The organism is [Erwinia] mediterraneensis (assembly GCF_900604315.1).
GTDB classification, from domain to species: Bacteria; Pseudomonadota; Gammaproteobacteria; order Enterobacterales; family Enterobacteriaceae; genus Pantoea; species Pantoea mediterraneensis_A.
In genome coordinates, this window is sequence record NZ_LR026978.1 from 1615426 (window position 1) to 1631969 (window position 16544).

Here is a 16544-nt window from a genome sequence, read left to right on the forward strand (position 1 = left end):
TTTCCTGCCAGCCTGCTTAACGCCGGACGTAACCCCGACTTTATCTGACGGGTCAGTGATCACGTACTTTGATAAAATCCCCGTTCGGCAGCTCTTTCCAGATTCCGGCATAGAGTGAAAGATAATTAGTCCCGCTGACGGAGCTGGTGTAATCCATCAGCCAGTTCTTTTCTATACAGTTGGCTTTTACTTTCATTTCTTCATAGCAAAGCAGGTCTGTAGTTTGGGTGCTTAATCTTAAATCATGCGTGGGCATCTCTTTGTAACCGTCAGCAAAATCCCATACGCTGACAAAGAAATGACCGTACTGGTTTTTATGGGGAATGCCATATTTTTCTTTCAACATTGCACGGTTTTTCTTCCACCAGGCAATTTGTCCGTAAGGCGTCACAGGAAAGTTTTTCACCAGAATATTTTCATAGCTATCAGGTTTATAATGAATAGCGATAATCTTAACAGGAAGGAGCATTCTCCAGATAACGTAAATTGGAAGAAAGATGAACATGAAAGAAACTAAGATATTTTTGCGTTTTACCATAATTTTGTACCGCTAATAACCACTGTAGCCTCCATATTGGTCAGAAAGGGTTTGTAATTGAATCTTTCCCAATGCTGTAAAAGAAACCAGATACGGAAAAAAGAGAAATCATGAAAAAAGGGGTTCATTATATCTTTTTCATCGAGGCCGAAATGATCCTGCCCCTTATAATGAATATAAGCCTGATATTTGTTTTCGGATAATATAATTGACTGCAATGTTATATGCGTCGCATAAACATCATGTACTGCAAGGCCTAAGCCATTAAAGGCGTCATACCATCTTTTAAATTTAGGTAAAACAGTTCCTGTTATTGCAGTATGTATGCTCCTTAATTTTTCCTCGATTAATAATTTTCTTTTCCAGTCGATACTTTTTTCAATCTCTTCTTTTATTTTGAGAAGTGAGCTGTCCCTTGATTTATCAGACAAAATATTTTTTCTGTAAGCCATATTAAGGGCTTCGCTTCTGTAAGCTTCACCATTGCTGTTTTGCATGTGATTGACTAATTGTAAAAAGAGATGGCGATAACCCAGACAGCTAAAAGCATATGTCGATTTTCTTAGCTCATTAAACAACAGGCTCGCCATCTCATCATGGCTAACCTTTTCCACCTTTGAAGGCAATGGTTCAAAATAGGTTTTAACTTCTGGATAAGTGATCTTTTCGCTCCGCCAGGGGTTAAGACCGTAGCAAACCTCTTCCAGTTTAAATCTTTCTCTTAACTGTAATTCCGTTAAATCACCGTAACGCATATCATCAGCGCGATAATCATCCATAGGTTGCTGGGTACGATATAACGCGACGGGCATTGCGAGTGGGCAGGAGGCAGATGTCATGACCTGGACCATTGTTTTATTCCTTTAAACAATTATATGAAACAGCTCCCTTGCATATTCCAAGATTACTCTCTTGATTTTTAAAATCAAGTGCGCAAATCGCTTTAATATTTATGCGAATAATAAATCTATTATATATTTATTTTAAATAAAATAATTTATATATTAAATATTCAGCGTATCACGTTCTGACCAACAAGCATCCCTGACAAATAGAATAAATGCGCCGCAGGGCGGGAACGATCGGGAAAAGCGATACTCCGGAGAGGAATCGCTTTTCCCGCTCAACATGCGCTCAGGCTGTGGGCGGAACGGTGCGGGCGAAGCTCTCGCGCTGGAAGAGTTTCTCAGCCAGCTTCACTAACGCCGGGCGGTTGACGCACCAGTTCGGCATGACCCGACGAAAGTTGAGATAGCCAATGGTGCAGCCCGTGGCGATATCGGCAAGATTAAGAGTATCGCTGTTCAGCAGCTGGCCGCTGGCCGCCTCCTTTTCCAGTGCATCGAGACCCCGGCGGATTTTTTCGCGCTGCCGCAACATCACCTCTTCTGATTGTTGCTCGCCCGGACGCAGCTGCTCGCGCACGATCGTCAGTGCGGCATCGCTGATCCCATCCGCCAGTTTCTCCAGCTGACGGATCTTCAGCGCCTGCAGCGGATCGTCCGGCAGAAATGCCGGGCCTTCCGGGCGGGTATCCAGCCAGGCGGCGATGATTGCAGAGTCATACCAGATATGCTGATCATCAGCCACCAGCGCAGGCACCTGTCCCAGCGGATTGTAGTGCGGCACATGGCTTTCAGCATCCCAGGGGGACTCATTAACGAACTCAAAAACAATGCCCTTTTCCAGCATCAGGACGGAAATCTTACGTACATAAGGGCTGGTATAGCTGCCGATCAGTTTCATCATCTCTCTCCGTTGTCTGGTTTCCGTTAATGCTTGCTTGCCGGGAAAAGGGACCAGTCAGCTTACTCGCCCGGAAACATAAAGGGATTCAGGCTACTACGGGCAAATCCTTCCTGCTCCATACGGGCATCCAGTACCAGCGAGGCCAGATCGTCTGCCACCGGCTCGATGGCGGGCTCTTTCTCCTGATAGAGCATTTTCAGGTAGGTGCCACAGCCACCGCAACTCTCCGCCCTGATGGCGGTTTCCCCACTCTCCAGCGACCAGAGATGAAGATCGTGCGTCTGACCGCAATTTGAGCACTGACCTGTACCTGCATACCATTCACTTTCGCACAGGTTACAGTGCAGATAACGCAGCCCATCCTGCTGTCTGTCCATATGTACCACGCTGGATACCGGCATGCTGGCGCATACCGGACAGAACTGATGCTGCTCACCTTCAACCACCTGTGCTTTGCCCGGGATCAGCGCAGCCATCTGCGCCCAGTAAATCGACAGGGCTGCCCAGATAAAAGGAGACTTATCGCTGCTGACGCGGGCGAAATCCGCTGCGAACAGCGCACTGGCCATCGCTTCCAGCTCCTGCGACGAGGCTTTTTCCAGATTCTCCAGCACCGCCAGCGCCTGGCCGCTCATCTCCGGTTTCAGTTCCGCAATCAGCGAATGGAGCAGGCGTTGCCAGTGGTTGCTGCGTGGCAGCGTATGAATATCCAGCGGAGCCTTACCGTCGCGGGCGCTTTGCGCCAGCCGCGCGTACAAATCCATATGGAGTGAATGATCGTACAACACGATCTCCTGCGCCTGCGCGATCACAGCAGCAAAACGCAGATAGTCGCCCAGGGGGTTTCTGGGGGCCAGCTGGCGTAATCGGGCAGCACGACGGCTATAAAGATTCTTCAGCCGTGGAAAAAGAAGCGGTGGGATACTTTCCGCCGCTGTTCTGTCGCTTTTCTCCGGCTGTTCCAGCGGGATTATGCGAATACTCATCGGGGCGTGTCCTGTTGTGGTGGGCAGAGGCGCGTTCAGCGTCGCTGCGCCTGAGCGGGCGCCGCCAGCATCATGACAGCGCGACATCACTATCAGGCTGATAATAGCAGCCTGTAAGCGACACTTCCGCTCAAAATTCCTTTTTATCCGCACACAAAGCCTTTGCGGTGTGCGCTTCACAGGTTCAGAATTGCTGCCTGTTTGCGCACCAGCCGTGCGCAATCTCCTTCTATATTGAGCAAGTTTCAGGTCCGGAGTCAGTGAAAGTGAAAGATAGCGAAGCGGAATCCCGTCCGCCAGTGAATGAGACAGCAGGTCTGCATCAGGCTCAGGTCTGGCAGCGAGACAATCTGCACCATGCGCAGGCCGACTGGCTGGCCGATGAGGTGCCGGTTGCGCTGGTCTATAATGGCATTTCGCATGTTGTGATGATGGCCACCCCCAAAGATCTGGAGGCGTTTGCCCTCGGATTTTCACTTTCAGAAGGTATTATCGATCGCCCTTCTGAAATTTATGGCATGGATGTGGTCGCGACCTGTAACGGCATTGAGGTGCAGATTGAACTCTCCAGCCGCCGGTTTATGGGGCTGAAAGAGCAACGCCGGGCGATGGCAGGCCGTACCGGCTGTGGCGTATGCGGTGTAGAGCAGCTGGAGCAAATTGGTAAGCCCATCGCGCCTTTGCCCTTTACCCAGACTTTTGCGCTGGAAAACCTTGATACGGCGTTACGTCAGCTGAAAAATTATCAGCCGGTGGGACAGAAAACCGGTTGTACCCACGCCGCCGCCTGGATTGCGCCGGAAGGAATGCTCACCGGCGGCTGCGAGGATGTGGGACGGCATGTAGCGCTCGACAAGCTGCTTGGCTACCGTAGCCAGCAGGCCTGGCAGCAGGGCGCGGTGCTGGTATCCAGCCGCGCCAGCTATGAAATGGTGCAGAAATCGGCGATGTGCGGTGTTGAAATCCTGTTTGCCGTTTCCGCCGCGACGCGTCTGGCTGTTGAGGTGGCTGAACGCAGCAACCTGACGCTGGTGGGTTTCAGCAAGCCGGGCCGTGCCACCATCTACACCCATCCGCAGCGACTGATTTAAGCCAGCATCACCTGCGGCAGGGCCTGGCGCAGCGCCGTGAGAGAAGGCGTACTGGCGCTGCTGTCGGTGATCAGCATATCGATCGCCTGCGGCGGCGCATACTGGCTGCGACTGATAACGCCCAGCTTGCTGTGGTCCGCCAGCAGAATCAGCCGACTTGCCTGCTGAACCATGGCGCGGGCGATAGCGGCTTCGTGGGGATGAAAGCTGCTGGCACCATTTTTGGCTTCAATGCCGACCGGCGACAGCAGCGCGACATCGGCGCGAAAGCGGTAAATCTCCCCCACAGTAAATTCACCACGCGTTTGCTGTGCCCCGGCGCTCATGGCGCCGCCCAGCAGAATGACCTCATTATTCAGGGTTTCATGCTCTTCGGCAGCGCTCAGGGCGAGCGCGGCCTGCAGACTGTTAGTGATGATCGTCAGCCCGGAAAGGGTACGTAGCTCCTGCGCCAGCAGGGTAGTGGTACTGCCCGCATCGAGAAACAGCGTTTGCCCCGGCAGGACCAGCCGGGCAGCTGCACGGGCAATGGCGCGCTTCTCTTTTGCCATGGCGGCGCTACGCACACGCAGCGGCGGTTCCGGCGTGTTCTCACCCAGCGCCACCAGTCCGCCGTGTACGCGCCGCGCCAGCCCCTGCGCTTCCAGCTCGATGATATCGCGCCGCGCGGTTTCGCGTGAAACCCCCAGCTCGTTAATAATGCGCTCTGTGCTGACCTGTTTCATGGTCATCAGCAGTGCGCGAATGCGTTGTAAGCGAGTTTCCTGCAGCATCATCGGCTTCCCTCTTTGTACGAGCGCTCAGCTTAGCGGAGCAGACGCGCCGCGTCATGTGTATTTCGTTGCGTTTGTGTATTTTGTTGCTTTTTTCTGGAAAGGCGTCATGATGAAGCGATTCGTTTTGTCCCGTATGCCCCTTTCACTTTTGCCACCGGAGTGACCATGGCCACACGTTCAACCATCATGGATACCAATAGCTTTCGTGCAGAGCACGCCGCTGCGCTGGATGCGGATGTACGCAAACTGACCGATAAACGCAGCAAGGTACTGGGTGAATCCTATCGCCTCTTTTATCGCAAACCGGTGCATCTGGTGCGCGGGGAAGGACAATATCTGTGGGACGCGGCGGGCGAAAAGTATCTGGATGTGTATAACAACGTGGCCAGTATCGGTCATTGCCATCCGGCAGTGATCGAAGCGGTGACGCAGCAGATGAAAATGCTGAATACCCATACCCGCTATCTGCATGAGCGTATCCTTGATTACTCCGAAGCCTTACTGGCGACCACACCAGCGGCAATCGATCGTGCCATGTATATGTGCACCGGTTCGGAAGCGAACGATCTGGCGATTCGGGTTGCGCGCGCATACAGCGGCGGCACCGGTATTATCGTGACGCAGGAAGCCTATCACGGCACCAGCGATCTGACTTCGGGCGCTTCGCCTGCGCTGGGCAGCGGGCAGCCACTGGCTGCCACTACGCGTCTGGTTCCGCCGCCGGATGCGTATCGTGTCGATGCGCCCGATCTGGGCGAGTGGTTTGCGGACCAAATCCAGCAGCAGATCGATGATATGCAGGCGCACGGTATTAAATTTGCCGGCTTCCTTGCTGATTCCATCTTCTCTTCCGATGGCGTGCTGCCAAACCCGCCGGGCTTTCTGCAAAAAGCGATAGCGCGGGTGCACGCCAATGGCGGGGTTTTCATTGCTGATGAGGTCCAGCCGGGCTTCGCCCGCACCGGCGACGCGTTCTGGGGCTTTGCCCGTCATGGGGTTGTGCCCGATATCGTTACCACCGGCAAACCCATGGGGAACGGTATTCCGGTTTCCGGTCTGCTGGCAAAAAGCGAGGTGCTGGCTGCTTTCAGTGACGAGATCCCCTATTTCAATACCTTTGGTGGCAACCCGGTGGCGATGGCTGCGGCACAGGCGGTGCTACAGGTAATCCAGGAAGAGGGTCTGCAGGAGCACAGCCGCGTAACAGGCGCGAAGCTGCTGGCGGAGTTGTGTAAGCTGAAAGATCGCTATGCCTGCGTGGGGGACGTGCGCGGCGCGGGGCTGTTTATCGGCTTTGAGCTGGTCAGCGATACTGACAACAAAACGCCGGATAAAGCGCTGGCGCTTGATCTGATTGAGAAGCTGCGTGACCACCATGTACTCACCTCTGTCGCAGGTCCTTATGGCAACGTGCTGAAGCTGCGTCCGCCGCTGGCGTTTCAGGAACAGGATATTGACTGGCTGGTGGGAGCACTGGATAGCTCGCTGCGCGAGCTGGGACAGTAAAGCGATACGGCGGCCTGCGCCGCCGTAAGCCAACTGGTATTGAAGGGGGCGGCACCACCCCCGGGCTGTCAACGTCTGCAGGGGAAATGCGCAGTCAGGCCAGCGGCAGAGCCGCACTTCAAGCCGGTGATTAGCGCATCAGGCGCAAAAGGGGCAAGAACAGGCAGTCAAACGCCGCTTTAACATCCTTCATCCGTTTACCGATAATGCCTTTCAGGGTGGGCGCGATTTCTCCCCCGTCGCTTTGCCTGTCAGCACAGAGAGCAGGTAACTGGCCGGGCTGAAGTCGCCCGACACCGGCGATCGCTGACCGCCTTTTTCCGGTTACATCAAAACCTTATCTTTATTAAGGCATTGATTACGCTTTTATGGATCATGAATTTAACTATAATGATCTCACTGCTGACGCGGCACTCCAACCAGAAGTGCTGCCCAAACATTAAATGGAGAGGTTGAACATGAGTTATTCACTGCCATCCCTGCCTTACGCATACGACGCACTGGAACCGCACTTCGACAAGCAGACGATGGAAATCCATCACACTAAACATCACCAGACCTATGTCAACAACGCCAATGCGGCGCTGGAAGGGACTGAATTCGCTGATCTGCCGGTAGAAGAACTGATCACTAAACTGGATCAGGTTCCGGCAGAGAAAAAAACCGTACTGCGTAACAACGCCGGCGGCCATGCTAACCACAGCCTGTTCTGGAAAGGCCTGAAACTGGGTACCACCCTGCAGGGCGACCTGAAAGCGGCCATCGAAAAAGATTTCGGCAGCGTGGAAAAATTCCAGGAAGAGTTTGAAAAAGCGGCAGCGACCCGTTTCGGCTCTGGCTGGGCGTGGCTGGTGAAAAAAGGCGACAAGCTGGCGGTGGTTTCTACCGCAAACCAGGACAACCCGCTGATGGGCGAAGCGATCTCCGGTGCCTCTGGTTACCCGATCCTTGGCCTGGACGTCTGGGAACACGCTTACTACCTGAAGTATCAGAACAAACGCCCTGACTACATCAAAGCGTTCTGGAATGTAGTGAACTGGGATGAAGCTGCGGCACGTTTCGCTGCGGCTAAATAAGTTTTAGTCTGACTGAGAAACCGGTGAAATTTTTCACCGGTTTTTTTTATGTCTGCACGCTAACAGCGTCGCGTCTCTGGATGCGCCAAAAAAGTAATAAGCTGGAAAAATTTCTGTTAAGTAATTAAACCTGCACTCAACAAACTGAAAATATTTCCCCGCGCTTTTCTTTACCGTTACGCTATTAACCTGACGTTGATATTTCCCGCCGTACGCTGTGGCCAAACTGATTCAATAAATAATAAAGCTTATGCACCGGATAACAGCGCAACGGATGAGTCATCATTCGCCCGTATCACTCTTTTTACAATTAACCAGCGGAAAATATCTGCCTTCCAGTTTATGGAAAAGTAAACGCTTTCGTCTGAAGTTTTTGTTGCGTACGCTGGTCTGGCCCGTGACGACGCTGCGCTATCTGCAGCAGCTGTCGAGGCTGCCTGATTTGCCCCAGTTGCTGACAGTGCAGGGTCTGCTACCCGCCAAGCTACATCGTCCTTATCTGCAGGCGGGCTTCAGCGTGGCGCAACGCGCGCAGGCGATCATCAGTCACTACAGCCAGATTTCCCGTCTTGAGAATGCAACGCTGAAGCAGCTGTTGCAAAGCCCGGGAGATAATTTACTGGCAAAACTGAGCGGGAAAGAGGGCCAGGAAATTTTAATCCAGTGTTGTCCGGGGCGTTTCGATCGGGAAGGCGAAATTACTCTGGAGTTGCGTTATCAGGCACAGTTAATCGCCTCGCTCTCGTTTTCACTGTTGATTAACCATCAGCAGCGAACCTTCTTTATTGGCGGCCTGCAGGGACCCCGAAAAGATATTTCGAATGATATTATTCGGGACGCAACAAAAGCGGCGCACGGCTTATTTCCCAAGCGCCTGCTGCTGGAAACGCTGTTTAACCTGGCGGAGCTCTGTGGGGTAGAAAATATTATTGCTTCCGGGGATAACACTCACGTCTTTCGCAGCCGTCGCTATCGCCACAGTAAAGAGGGGCATTTTTTTGCCAGCTACAGTGAGTTCTGGCTGTCAGTGGGCGGCGAAGCCTGCACGGATGGTTTGTTCCGGCTGCCCTTAAGCATCCCGCGTAAGGCGCTGGAAAGCATCGCCAGTAAAAAGCGGGCAGAGTACCGCCGCCGTTATGACCTGCTGGATGCGCTGACACAACAGGTTAACCAGGCGGCCGGTCTGGCACCGCCTGAGCAGGCGGTCGCCTGACAGCTGTAATCAGAACGGCTTTCTGGCGTAGCCGGTCATCTCGCTAAGCCCCATTTCGCGACCAAGCGCGGTCATCGGATGCACAACCACCAGACCGCGCACGCTTTTTTTCAGCGCGCCCAGGTTAGCCTGTTCTTTCTTGGTAATAGTGCGGCTAAAGGGCAGCTGCTGCAGCTTTTGCGCCTCTTTACTCAGCTTCTGCTCCCGCTGATTACGCAGGCGCTCAATTTCGGCCACCAGCGTCTCTTTCTCTTTCAGTAGCTCGCCCAGCTTTTCTGCATCGCCTGCTTCCATCAGCTGGGGCTCTTTGCGGTTCAGGGCGTCGAGCTGATCGCTCAAACGTTTAATCTCGGCTTTTTCTTGTTCTTTCATGACGGCAACTCGTTAAGGAAAACAGGCAAAGGATACACGAAAACCTGCAGGAAAGGGTGGCGGGATCCTCTGTCCCGCCAGGGTTAAGGATCAGACCGAGGATTTCTTAAAGGCCTGCTTCAGGCTGATACGGGAAATCAGCTCCGTCAGCGACAGCACCATTGTTGATCGCACCATTTGTTGATAGCGCTGCTGTTGCATAGCACGAAACTCCGCATTTTCATGCGTAAATGCCGGTTGCGGCGGCCAGGCAATCACGCAATGCAATTCGCCAAACGGCCCGAGAATTTCGTCATCAGTGAAACGATACTCATGGTCGTCATGATTGAGTTCTTCGCGCAGTGCCAGCAGCAATTCGCAATCTTCATATTCATGACGATTGATAACACCCAGCCCGTAGATCAGTTTAAGACGCACTGACAGCTCGCCCAGCGGCCCATTGCCCAGTAATAGCGGTTCTACCGCATATTTAACCGCGTAATCATCCTTGCGAAACACCTGCAACACCAGCAGGTTAACGGCTTCGGCCAATAGCTCGACGGCGGCGATCAGAAAGCTTCTCACCGAGCGGCCGGCGTTCAGGCGCTCAAGCACCCGGTTTTCAAAAGCTTGCTTCTCTTCCATTTTTGTCTGCATTGTCTGACAGCGTTGCGGGCACAGATCGCCTGTGCCCGCGCGGGTCGCTGAACTGCGCCTGTTACACCATAGCGTGATAAGCGTTGACCACTGACGCTACGACTTCGCTATCGGCATCCAGACCGGAAACCTGAGCCAGCGTAGCCTGGGGACCTTTCTCTGCCAGCAGGGCGGCCAGCTCTTGCGCCTGCGGATCCTGCTCGCTGCGGTAGTGCATGGCTGCGGCAATGCCTTTAACCAGATTGTCATGCGGCAACTGATACTCGAGCGTGCCCAGCGTGGGTTTGATCAGACGATCACCAGCGCTGAGCTTACGCAGCGGCTGGCGGCCAACGCGCTCTACATCATCTTTCAGCCAGGGGTTTTCGAAACGACCAAGGATTTTCGCAATATAGGCGGCATGTTTATCGGCATCAAAACCGTAGCGCCTGATCAATACGGCGCCACTCTCTTCCATCGCGCCTTTTACCACCGCACGGATTTTCTCATCCAGAATGGCATCGCGGATAGTCTGATGACCAGCCAGTTGCCCCAGGTAGGCGGTAATGGCATGTCCGGTATTCAGGGTGAACAACTTACGTTCAACAAAGGCCATCAGGTTATCGGTCGGTTCCATACCGGCAATAACAGGCAATTCGCCTTTGAACTGGGTTTTATCGACAATCCATTCACTGAAGGTTTCGACCGTCACTTCCAGCGGATCGCTGCTGTCTGCTGCAGAAGGCGGCACAATCCGGTCTACAGCGGAATCAACAAAGCCAACATGCTGTTCAAGCCAGTCGTGATACGTTTCAGGCAGCGCTTTCAGCACATGTTGCTTTAGCTGGCTGGTGCCGCGCACCATATTTTCACAGGCAATAATATTGAGCGGGCGGGTATTGCCGTTGTCGCTGCGTCTGGCCAGCCCTTTCGCGATACCGCCGGCGATCCGCTCCAGGATTTGCGGGCCTACCGCAGTAGTCACCAGATCCACTTCAGCGATCAGCGTAACGATGTCGTCACTGGTACTGTTTACCGCACTGACGCCTTTGACCACTTCCACTTTTGCCTGCTCGCCGACAACCTGAACCGGATATTCATGACGCGCATTCAGCGCATCCAGAACCACCTGATTCACATCCGCAAATACCAGTTCAATACCTGCATCCGCCAGCAGCTTACCAATAAAACCACGGCCGATATTACCTGCGCCAAAATGTAACGCTTTCATCGTGTTGTCCCACCTCAAATAACGATGGGGCGAGCATTCCCGCCCCAGAAAAGGGGGCGGGCATACCCGCCCCAGGGAAAACGCCAGCGATCAGGCTGCTGCGGCGCTGCCAGAGAGCAGATCCAGCACTTCCTGTACACTTTTGGTATTCGCCAGCTTCTCAATCACGCTTTCGTCATCCAGCGCGTTGGTCAGACTGGTGATGACCTGGATGTGCTCGTTGTTGCGTGCAGCGATACCGATCACCAGACGGGCAACTTCATCCGCTTCCTCACCAAATTGTACCCCTTGTGGATACTGGCAGAAGACCACACCGGTTTTCAGCACGCGATCCTTCGCTTCAACCGTACCGTGCGGGACAGCAATCGATTCACCCAGGTAGGTTGGTGTCAGGGCTTCACGCGCCAGCATGGCATCCACATACTCCGGCTGCACATAGCCACCTTTCACCAGCTGCTCACCGGCGAAGCGAATCGCCTGCTCTTTATTGCTGGCACTCAGTCCGAGGAAGATATTGTCTGCGCCCAGGCGGAAGAGCTGTGCGTTGTCGCTGTTGCTCGCGCTGCTCGCCGGTGCAGGTACGGGTTCGCTGTGGGCTTCACCCTGGTTTGCTGTCACCAGACGCTCGGTGAGATTGGTATAGAGCCCACTGTCGAGGAAGTTATTCAGCGAGATATGCTGCGCATGTGGGGCCTGACGCATTGCACGTTCCGTCAGATCGCGGTGGGTAATCACCAGATCAACATCTCCGGGCAGGGCGTTAATCGCGGTATTGGTGACCGAAATGTTGGTCAGACCTGCATCCTTCACTTTCTTACGCAGCACGCCTGCGCCCATCGCACTGGAGCCCATACCGGCATCACAGGCTACGATAATTTTACGTACGTGTTGCAGATCAACGCTCATGGCATCGCTGGCCACCGGCGCACTACCTGTCTGGCCTTTAGACTGCGCTTTCATCTCGCGCATACGCTGCGTTGCGGCTTCGATATCGTCATCTTCTTTCACTTTGCTGGTTTTCAGCAGCACCGAAGCGATTACGAAGGAGACGGCAAAGGCGGCGATAATAGCGGCGATGTTGGCAAAGTAAGCGCCTCTGGGCGTCATTGCCAGCACGGCAAGGATAGAACCCGGTGAAGCGGGAGACACCAGGCCGCCATTCAGCAGCGTCAGGGTAAAGACGCCGGTCATGCCGCCCAGAATGACCGCCAGCAGCAGGCGCGGAGCCATCAGCACGTACGGGAAGTAGATTTCATGAATACCACCAAGGAAGTGGATAATTGCGGCACCACCGGCAGACTGTTTGGCGCTACCACGACCAAAGACCATGTAAGCCACCAGCACGCCCATGCCTGGCCCCGGGTTGGCTTCGATCAGGAAGAAGATCGATTTGCCCGCTTCACTGGCCTGCTGGATACCCAGCGGCGAGAAGATACCGTGGTTGATGGCGTTGTTCAGGAACAGAATTTTGGCCGGCTCAACAAAGATAGAGGTCAACGGCAGCAGGTTGTTCTGCACCATCAGGTTGACACCGGCGGCGAGCAGATGCGATAAGCCCTGAACCAGCGGACCGATAGCCAGAAATGCCAGCAGCGCCAACAGCATACCGATAATACCGGCAGAGAAGTTGTTGACCAGCATTTCGAAACCGCTTTTGATTTTACCGTCAACGGCACGGTCAAAAGACTTAATCGCCCAGCCGCCCAGCGGGCCCGCGATCATGGAGCCGAGGAACATCGGCATATCCGCGCCGACAATCACCCCCATCGTGGTAATGGCACCGACGACGCCACCACGATCACCACCCACCAGGCGGCCACCAGTAAAACCGATCAGCAGCGGCAGCAGATAAGTGATCATCGGGCCAACCAGCTTCGCCAGCGTTTCGTTGGGGATCCAGCCGGTTGGAATAAACAATGCGGTGATAATACCCCAGGCGATAAAGGCGCCGATGTTTGGCATTACCATGTTACTGAGAAAACGACCAAAGCTTTGTACTCTGACCTTGGCAGATGAAGACATAAACCCACCCCTTATTGAGACGCGCTTAAATAAGAGAGCGCGTTTGTTTTTGTTAGACATCACGGCGGGGAGCCGTCGGTATTCCTGTATGCACGCGGACTCTATCATGCGTTTATTAAGCTGCGTAGCACCGCCAGGAAAGTGTGATGCATGTCACGCATTCTTGTAGGCGTAAGGGGTGTTTTTAGTGATATTGATCACAAAAATAAGCTGTAAGAAAAGCACGGTGGACATTTTTTCGCCATTTCAGGGGTAAAAACGTGATGAATATCACTTATTTAGCGGGGGGCTTTGTTTCATAAGTGTGATCTTTATCACAATTTTTTTTGGTCGAAAATGCGCCAGTTCACACTTTATGCGCGGAAGGATCAGCGGAAGAAAAGAAGCTGTAAGTGAGTAACGAAAAGGATAAGGGGCAGCGAGAGTGCTACCCCTTAGGGAACTTACTGCAGACCACCCTGTACCGCGTTTTGCGCCTGGGTTAATGCCTGCACGTTAGTCGAAAGATTGCTCATCAGCGTATTGTACTGTGCTGCCTGATCCTGCGTCGGGAACTGTACGCCACTGTTCTCAAAACTTACCCGGTCGCCCTGTGATTGCAGGAAGTCACCAGTCTGTACCACATCCTGGCTCAACGCCTGCAGTTTGGGTAACAGCGGAATAAGTAAGTTAGCGGGTTGTGTCACCACACGAGCATAAACGTCGTCATAGACCTTTTTCAGATCGTCCGGCTGTTTCAGAGCGGCCTTGCTGGTATCTGCCTGCATTTTCGCGCTCTGGATCTGCTGGGTTAACACGCTGAGTGCGCCACTGCTCTGACGCAGCGTATCACGATGCGTCAGATAATCTTGCGGCACGCGAATCGCTGAAAGCTCATCCACCACCGGACGCATACCTTCATCTACAGCCCGGTTCACCTGCTGTGAGAAACCATAAATGATGGCGTAGTCGCTGACATAGTTACCAAAGCTCTGCTTCTGGTTTTCACTCAGACTGGGCAGATGTTCGCCGCTGCGCATAACGGTGTTCTGAAGAAAATCGATGAAGGCTTTACGCTGCTCGCCCTCTTTGTCACCGCAACCAGTCAGCTGAAATACCAACAGCGCCGCTGTCAGCAGCCACCCTGTACGCATCCAGTTGCGGGAAATTCCTGACGCCATAGGTTCAACTCCTGTCAGTGAAAATGGCCTGTCTTAAAAAAAGGAAATGGTACTAAAGGATAGAACAAGGGGGTAGGGGCGCACAATGCACAGGCGCGGAAAGGGCGTGCCTTTTATCCTGTTGAAGGCGGGTTTCTGCCCGGTCGACCGGATGGGCGGCGCAAATGCCTGTTAATAGTGCATGAAAAGGACGAAAAATGTGCAAGACAACGGACGTAAAACGCTGCTTTCAGATAAATCGGCGTCAGATCAATGGTATAACAATCTGGCATCTTTTTTGCTCAATTAATCAGCGATCCGCAACCCAGGTCATACTTAAAGACACATTTCTCCCGGACAGAAAAAATTTTTTTAGCTGTACAGATAAGTCACAAAGTCCGGCAACTCAATTGGTTAGTTCAGCTAAACAATAAATCGCATAATCATAGTAAAAAAAAGATCGTAAACAGGGCGGCAAACCCGGTGGTTTCTACTAATACTTAGGATCCCGGTAAATGTGTTGCATTGATCTGACTCTCTTTTAGCAGTGCGCAGCAGGCTGTGTCCCGTAGTGGTTTCCAGAGAACAACCATAACAAACCCTTGCGGGATGCAGCTTGAATTCACCGGTTTTCAGAATCTGAGCTTCAGATTCATGCCCTTATCCCTTTCACGTGCTTCATAGTGAGTTTTGAGGAGTACCCTATGGAAATAAAAGATCCAATGACTGAATTGCTCAGCAGCCTTGAGCAGATTGTTTTGACACGTGATGCTAAGCCTTCCGTTTCAGCGATTCAGATTAAAGAAGAGTCTATCCCGGAGCCACAGCGCTTACGAGAAATGACCGGTATGCAGGTAGACGAATTTGCCAGGGTAATGGGCGTGAGCGTTTCATCCGTTAAAAAATGGGAGGCGCGCCGTACCCGTCCTTCCGCAACGGCACAAAAGCTGATGCAATTGCTGCATACCAATCCCTATCTCGGGCGACAACTTCTGAATCAGAAATAAGTCACTATTAACCCGCCATCCGGCGGGTTTTTTTATTGCTATTCGCTCTGATATTTCGCCGCCTGTTTGATAAACCAGCTTTCCGGCACGTTGTACGGCGGTTGCGCCAGCTGCTCGATGCCGCGCTCAATAATGGTCGAAGCCTGTTGCCACAGGCGTGCGTCTCCCTGTTTTAACAGATTGACCTGGATGCGCTTTTCCACCAGATACACCCGGGCGAAATGGGGATCGAAGCGTACAATGGCGTGTGTATTATCAATGATATCTGCCAGTTTGATGGTCTGCGCGTCGGGCGAAGCATCAGCGGTATGGCGAAAGTGCGCCAGTTTGCGCGCGGCACGGTTACGGGCACCGGGTTGCGCACTGTCGGTAAGCATAGCGACCAGGCGCGCGACCGGTTCACCAAAATGAACTTCAATATCCTGGAGCGTGGTAGGGGTATCTTCTACGGTATCGTGCAGCCAGGCGGCTGCCAGCACAATTTCATCATCCGTTACGCTGCGTACCAGTTCTACGACTGCTGCCGGATGGACAATATAGGGCTCATCGGTATATTTCCGCCGTTGTCCCATTTCGGCATGAGCCCGGGTAGCATAGTGCCGGGCTTGTTCTTCCAGTGAAAATTTCATGTGTTCACCCCGTCGACAGATTGCTTGCAATTATCTGGCACACTATTTATATTTATGGTCATGAACATAAAACAAGATGACAAAAAAGTGAGCGAGGCGCCACTGTTGCTCGATCAACAGCTCTGTTTTGCGCTCTATTCGGCTAACCTGGCGATGCACAAGGTGTACCGGCAACTGCTGGCGCAGCTGGAGTTAACCTATCCGCAGTATCTGGTGATGCTGGTGCTGTGGGAAAAAGATGACGTTACCGTTTCGGAAATTGGCGAACAGCTGTTTCTCGATTCCGCGACGCTGACGCCGCTGCTGAAACGTCTGGAGAGCGCGGGCATGATCCAGCGTCAGCGCTCACGTCAGGATGAGCGCCAGGTGGTCGTAACATTGACCGAGGCGGGCAGGACATTGCGTAACAAGGCCGGTGGCATTCCCAATGCGATTCAATGCGCCACTGCCTGTGACGATGCCCAGCTGCAGAACCTGAAGCAGCAGCTGGATGACCTGCGGGATAATCTCAACCGCGCGAAATGATCTAATATTGTTGTTATGACGCTGATGTCCAGCATCAGCGTTCTCTCTTTACCCTGTCACTGCGGTGAC

General features: G+C 53.1%; 17 protein-coding genes. 6 read left to right on the forward strand and 11 right to left on the reverse strand.

The window, feature by feature from the left end; genetic code table 11:
* Nucleotides 1-52: 52 nt before the first annotated feature.
* The 4 genes from E0E17_RS07600 to fdhE all read right to left on the reverse strand — a co-directional run bounded on the left by E0E17_RS07600 (nt 53) and on the right by fdhE (nt 3273).
* On the reverse strand, nt 53-538 hold the full coding sequence (locus E0E17_RS07600) for a DUF943 family protein (RefSeq protein ID WP_130833040.1): 486 nt from the start codon (nt 536-538) through the stop codon (nt 53-55).
* Entirely contained in the window at nt 532-1389 is an 858-nt protein-coding gene (locus E0E17_RS07605) for a DUF3289 family protein (RefSeq protein WP_130833042.1), read from the reverse strand. Before E0E17_RS07605 ends, E0E17_RS07600 begins: the two co-directional genes overlap by 7 nt.
* A gap of 283 nt (nt 1390-1672) precedes the next feature.
* The gene (locus E0E17_RS07610) at nt 1673-2284 is read right to left on the reverse strand and encodes a glutathione S-transferase (protein WP_130835491.1); all 612 of its coding nucleotides are present in this window, start codon (nt 2282-2284) and stop codon (nt 1673-1675) included.
* 62 nt (nt 2285-2346) lie between these two features.
* On the reverse strand, nt 2347-3273 hold the full coding sequence (gene fdhE, locus E0E17_RS07615) for a formate dehydrogenase accessory protein FdhE (protein WP_130833045.1): 927 nt from the start codon (nt 3271-3273) through the stop codon (nt 2347-2349).
* A 266-nt stretch (nt 3274-3539) separates the two neighbouring features.
* Here fdhE and fdhD point away from each other — a divergent pair, with 266 nt between their 5' ends.
* Entirely contained in the window at nt 3540-4364 is an 825-nt protein-coding gene (fdhD, locus tag E0E17_RS07620) for a formate dehydrogenase accessory sulfurtransferase FdhD (protein WP_130835492.1), read from the forward strand.
* Here the strand turns inward: fdhD and E0E17_RS07625 are convergent.
* Nucleotides 4361-5137, reverse strand: coding sequence for a DeoR/GlpR family DNA-binding transcription regulator (locus tag E0E17_RS07625; protein WP_130835493.1), 777 nt, complete (start codon nt 5135-5137; stop codon nt 4361-4363). The two genes, fdhD and E0E17_RS07625, sit on opposite strands and share 4 nt — an antisense overlap.
* A gap of 168 nt (nt 5138-5305) precedes the next feature.
* Here E0E17_RS07625 and E0E17_RS07630 point away from each other — a divergent pair, with 168 nt between their 5' ends.
* The 3 genes from E0E17_RS07630 (at nt 5306) to E0E17_RS07640 (ending at nt 8935) form a co-directional block, all read left to right on the forward strand.
* On the forward strand, nt 5306-6646 hold the full coding sequence (locus E0E17_RS07630) for an aspartate aminotransferase family protein (protein ID WP_130833047.1): 1341 nt from the start codon (nt 5306-5308) through the stop codon (nt 6644-6646).
* Between the two features lie 458 nt (nt 6647-7104).
* The gene (gene sodA, locus E0E17_RS07635) at nt 7105-7722 is read left to right on the forward strand and encodes a superoxide dismutase [Mn] (RefSeq protein ID WP_130833049.1); all 618 of its coding nucleotides are present in this window, start codon (nt 7105-7107) and stop codon (nt 7720-7722) included.
* A 250-nt stretch (nt 7723-7972) separates the two neighbouring features.
* Complete coding sequence (locus E0E17_RS07640) at nt 7973-8935, forward strand: VirK/YbjX family protein (protein ID WP_130833051.1); 963 nt, start codon at nt 7973-7975, stop codon at nt 8933-8935.
* 9 nt (nt 8936-8944) lie between these two features.
* Here E0E17_RS07640 and E0E17_RS07645 read toward each other — a convergent pair whose 3' ends face one another.
* The 5 genes from E0E17_RS07645 to E0E17_RS07665 form a co-directional block, all read right to left on the reverse strand.
* Entirely contained in the window at nt 8945-9307 is a 363-nt protein-coding gene (locus tag E0E17_RS07645) for a YibL family ribosome-associated protein (protein WP_130833053.1), read from the reverse strand.
* Nucleotides 9308-9397: 90 nt separating this feature from the next.
* A complete protein-coding gene (gene mtlR, locus E0E17_RS07650; RefSeq protein ID WP_207302046.1) occupies nt 9398-9943 on the reverse strand; it encodes a mannitol operon repressor MtlR in 546 nt (181 codons plus the stop codon).
* A 61-nt stretch (nt 9944-10004) separates the two neighbouring features.
* Nucleotides 10005-11153: a mannitol-1-phosphate 5-dehydrogenase gene (gene mtlD / locus E0E17_RS07655; protein WP_130833057.1), complete on the reverse strand. Its 1149-nt coding sequence runs from the start codon at nt 11151-11153 to the stop codon at nt 10005-10007.
* Between the two features lie 90 nt (nt 11154-11243).
* Entirely contained in the window at nt 11244-13175 is a 1932-nt protein-coding gene (locus E0E17_RS07660; RefSeq protein WP_130833059.1) for a PTS mannitol transporter subunit IICBA, read from the reverse strand.
* Between the two features lie 443 nt (nt 13176-13618).
* The gene (locus E0E17_RS07665; RefSeq protein WP_130833061.1) at nt 13619-14335 is read right to left on the reverse strand and encodes a DUF3053 domain-containing protein; all 717 of its coding nucleotides are present in this window, start codon (nt 14333-14335) and stop codon (nt 13619-13621) included.
* A gap of 683 nt (nt 14336-15018) precedes the next feature.
* Between E0E17_RS07665 and E0E17_RS07670 the strand changes: the two genes are divergently transcribed.
* Nucleotides 15019-15321, forward strand: coding sequence for an HTH-type transcriptional regulator (locus E0E17_RS07670; protein WP_130833063.1), 303 nt, complete (start codon nt 15019-15021; stop codon nt 15319-15321).
* 38 nt (nt 15322-15359) lie between these two features.
* Here the strand turns inward: E0E17_RS07670 and E0E17_RS07675 are convergent, their stop codons facing one another.
* On the reverse strand, nt 15360-15950 hold the full coding sequence (locus E0E17_RS07675; protein WP_130833065.1) for an HD domain-containing protein: 591 nt from the start codon (nt 15948-15950) through the stop codon (nt 15360-15362).
* A 60-nt stretch (nt 15951-16010) separates the two neighbouring features.
* On the opposite strand from E0E17_RS07675, the gene E0E17_RS07680 reads away from it, so the two are divergent.
* Nucleotides 16011-16475, forward strand: a complete 465-nt coding sequence (locus E0E17_RS07680; protein WP_130833068.1) for a MarR family winged helix-turn-helix transcriptional regulator — start codon at nt 16011-16013, stop codon at nt 16473-16475.
* The last annotated feature ends 69 nt before the right edge of the window (nt 16476-16544 follow it).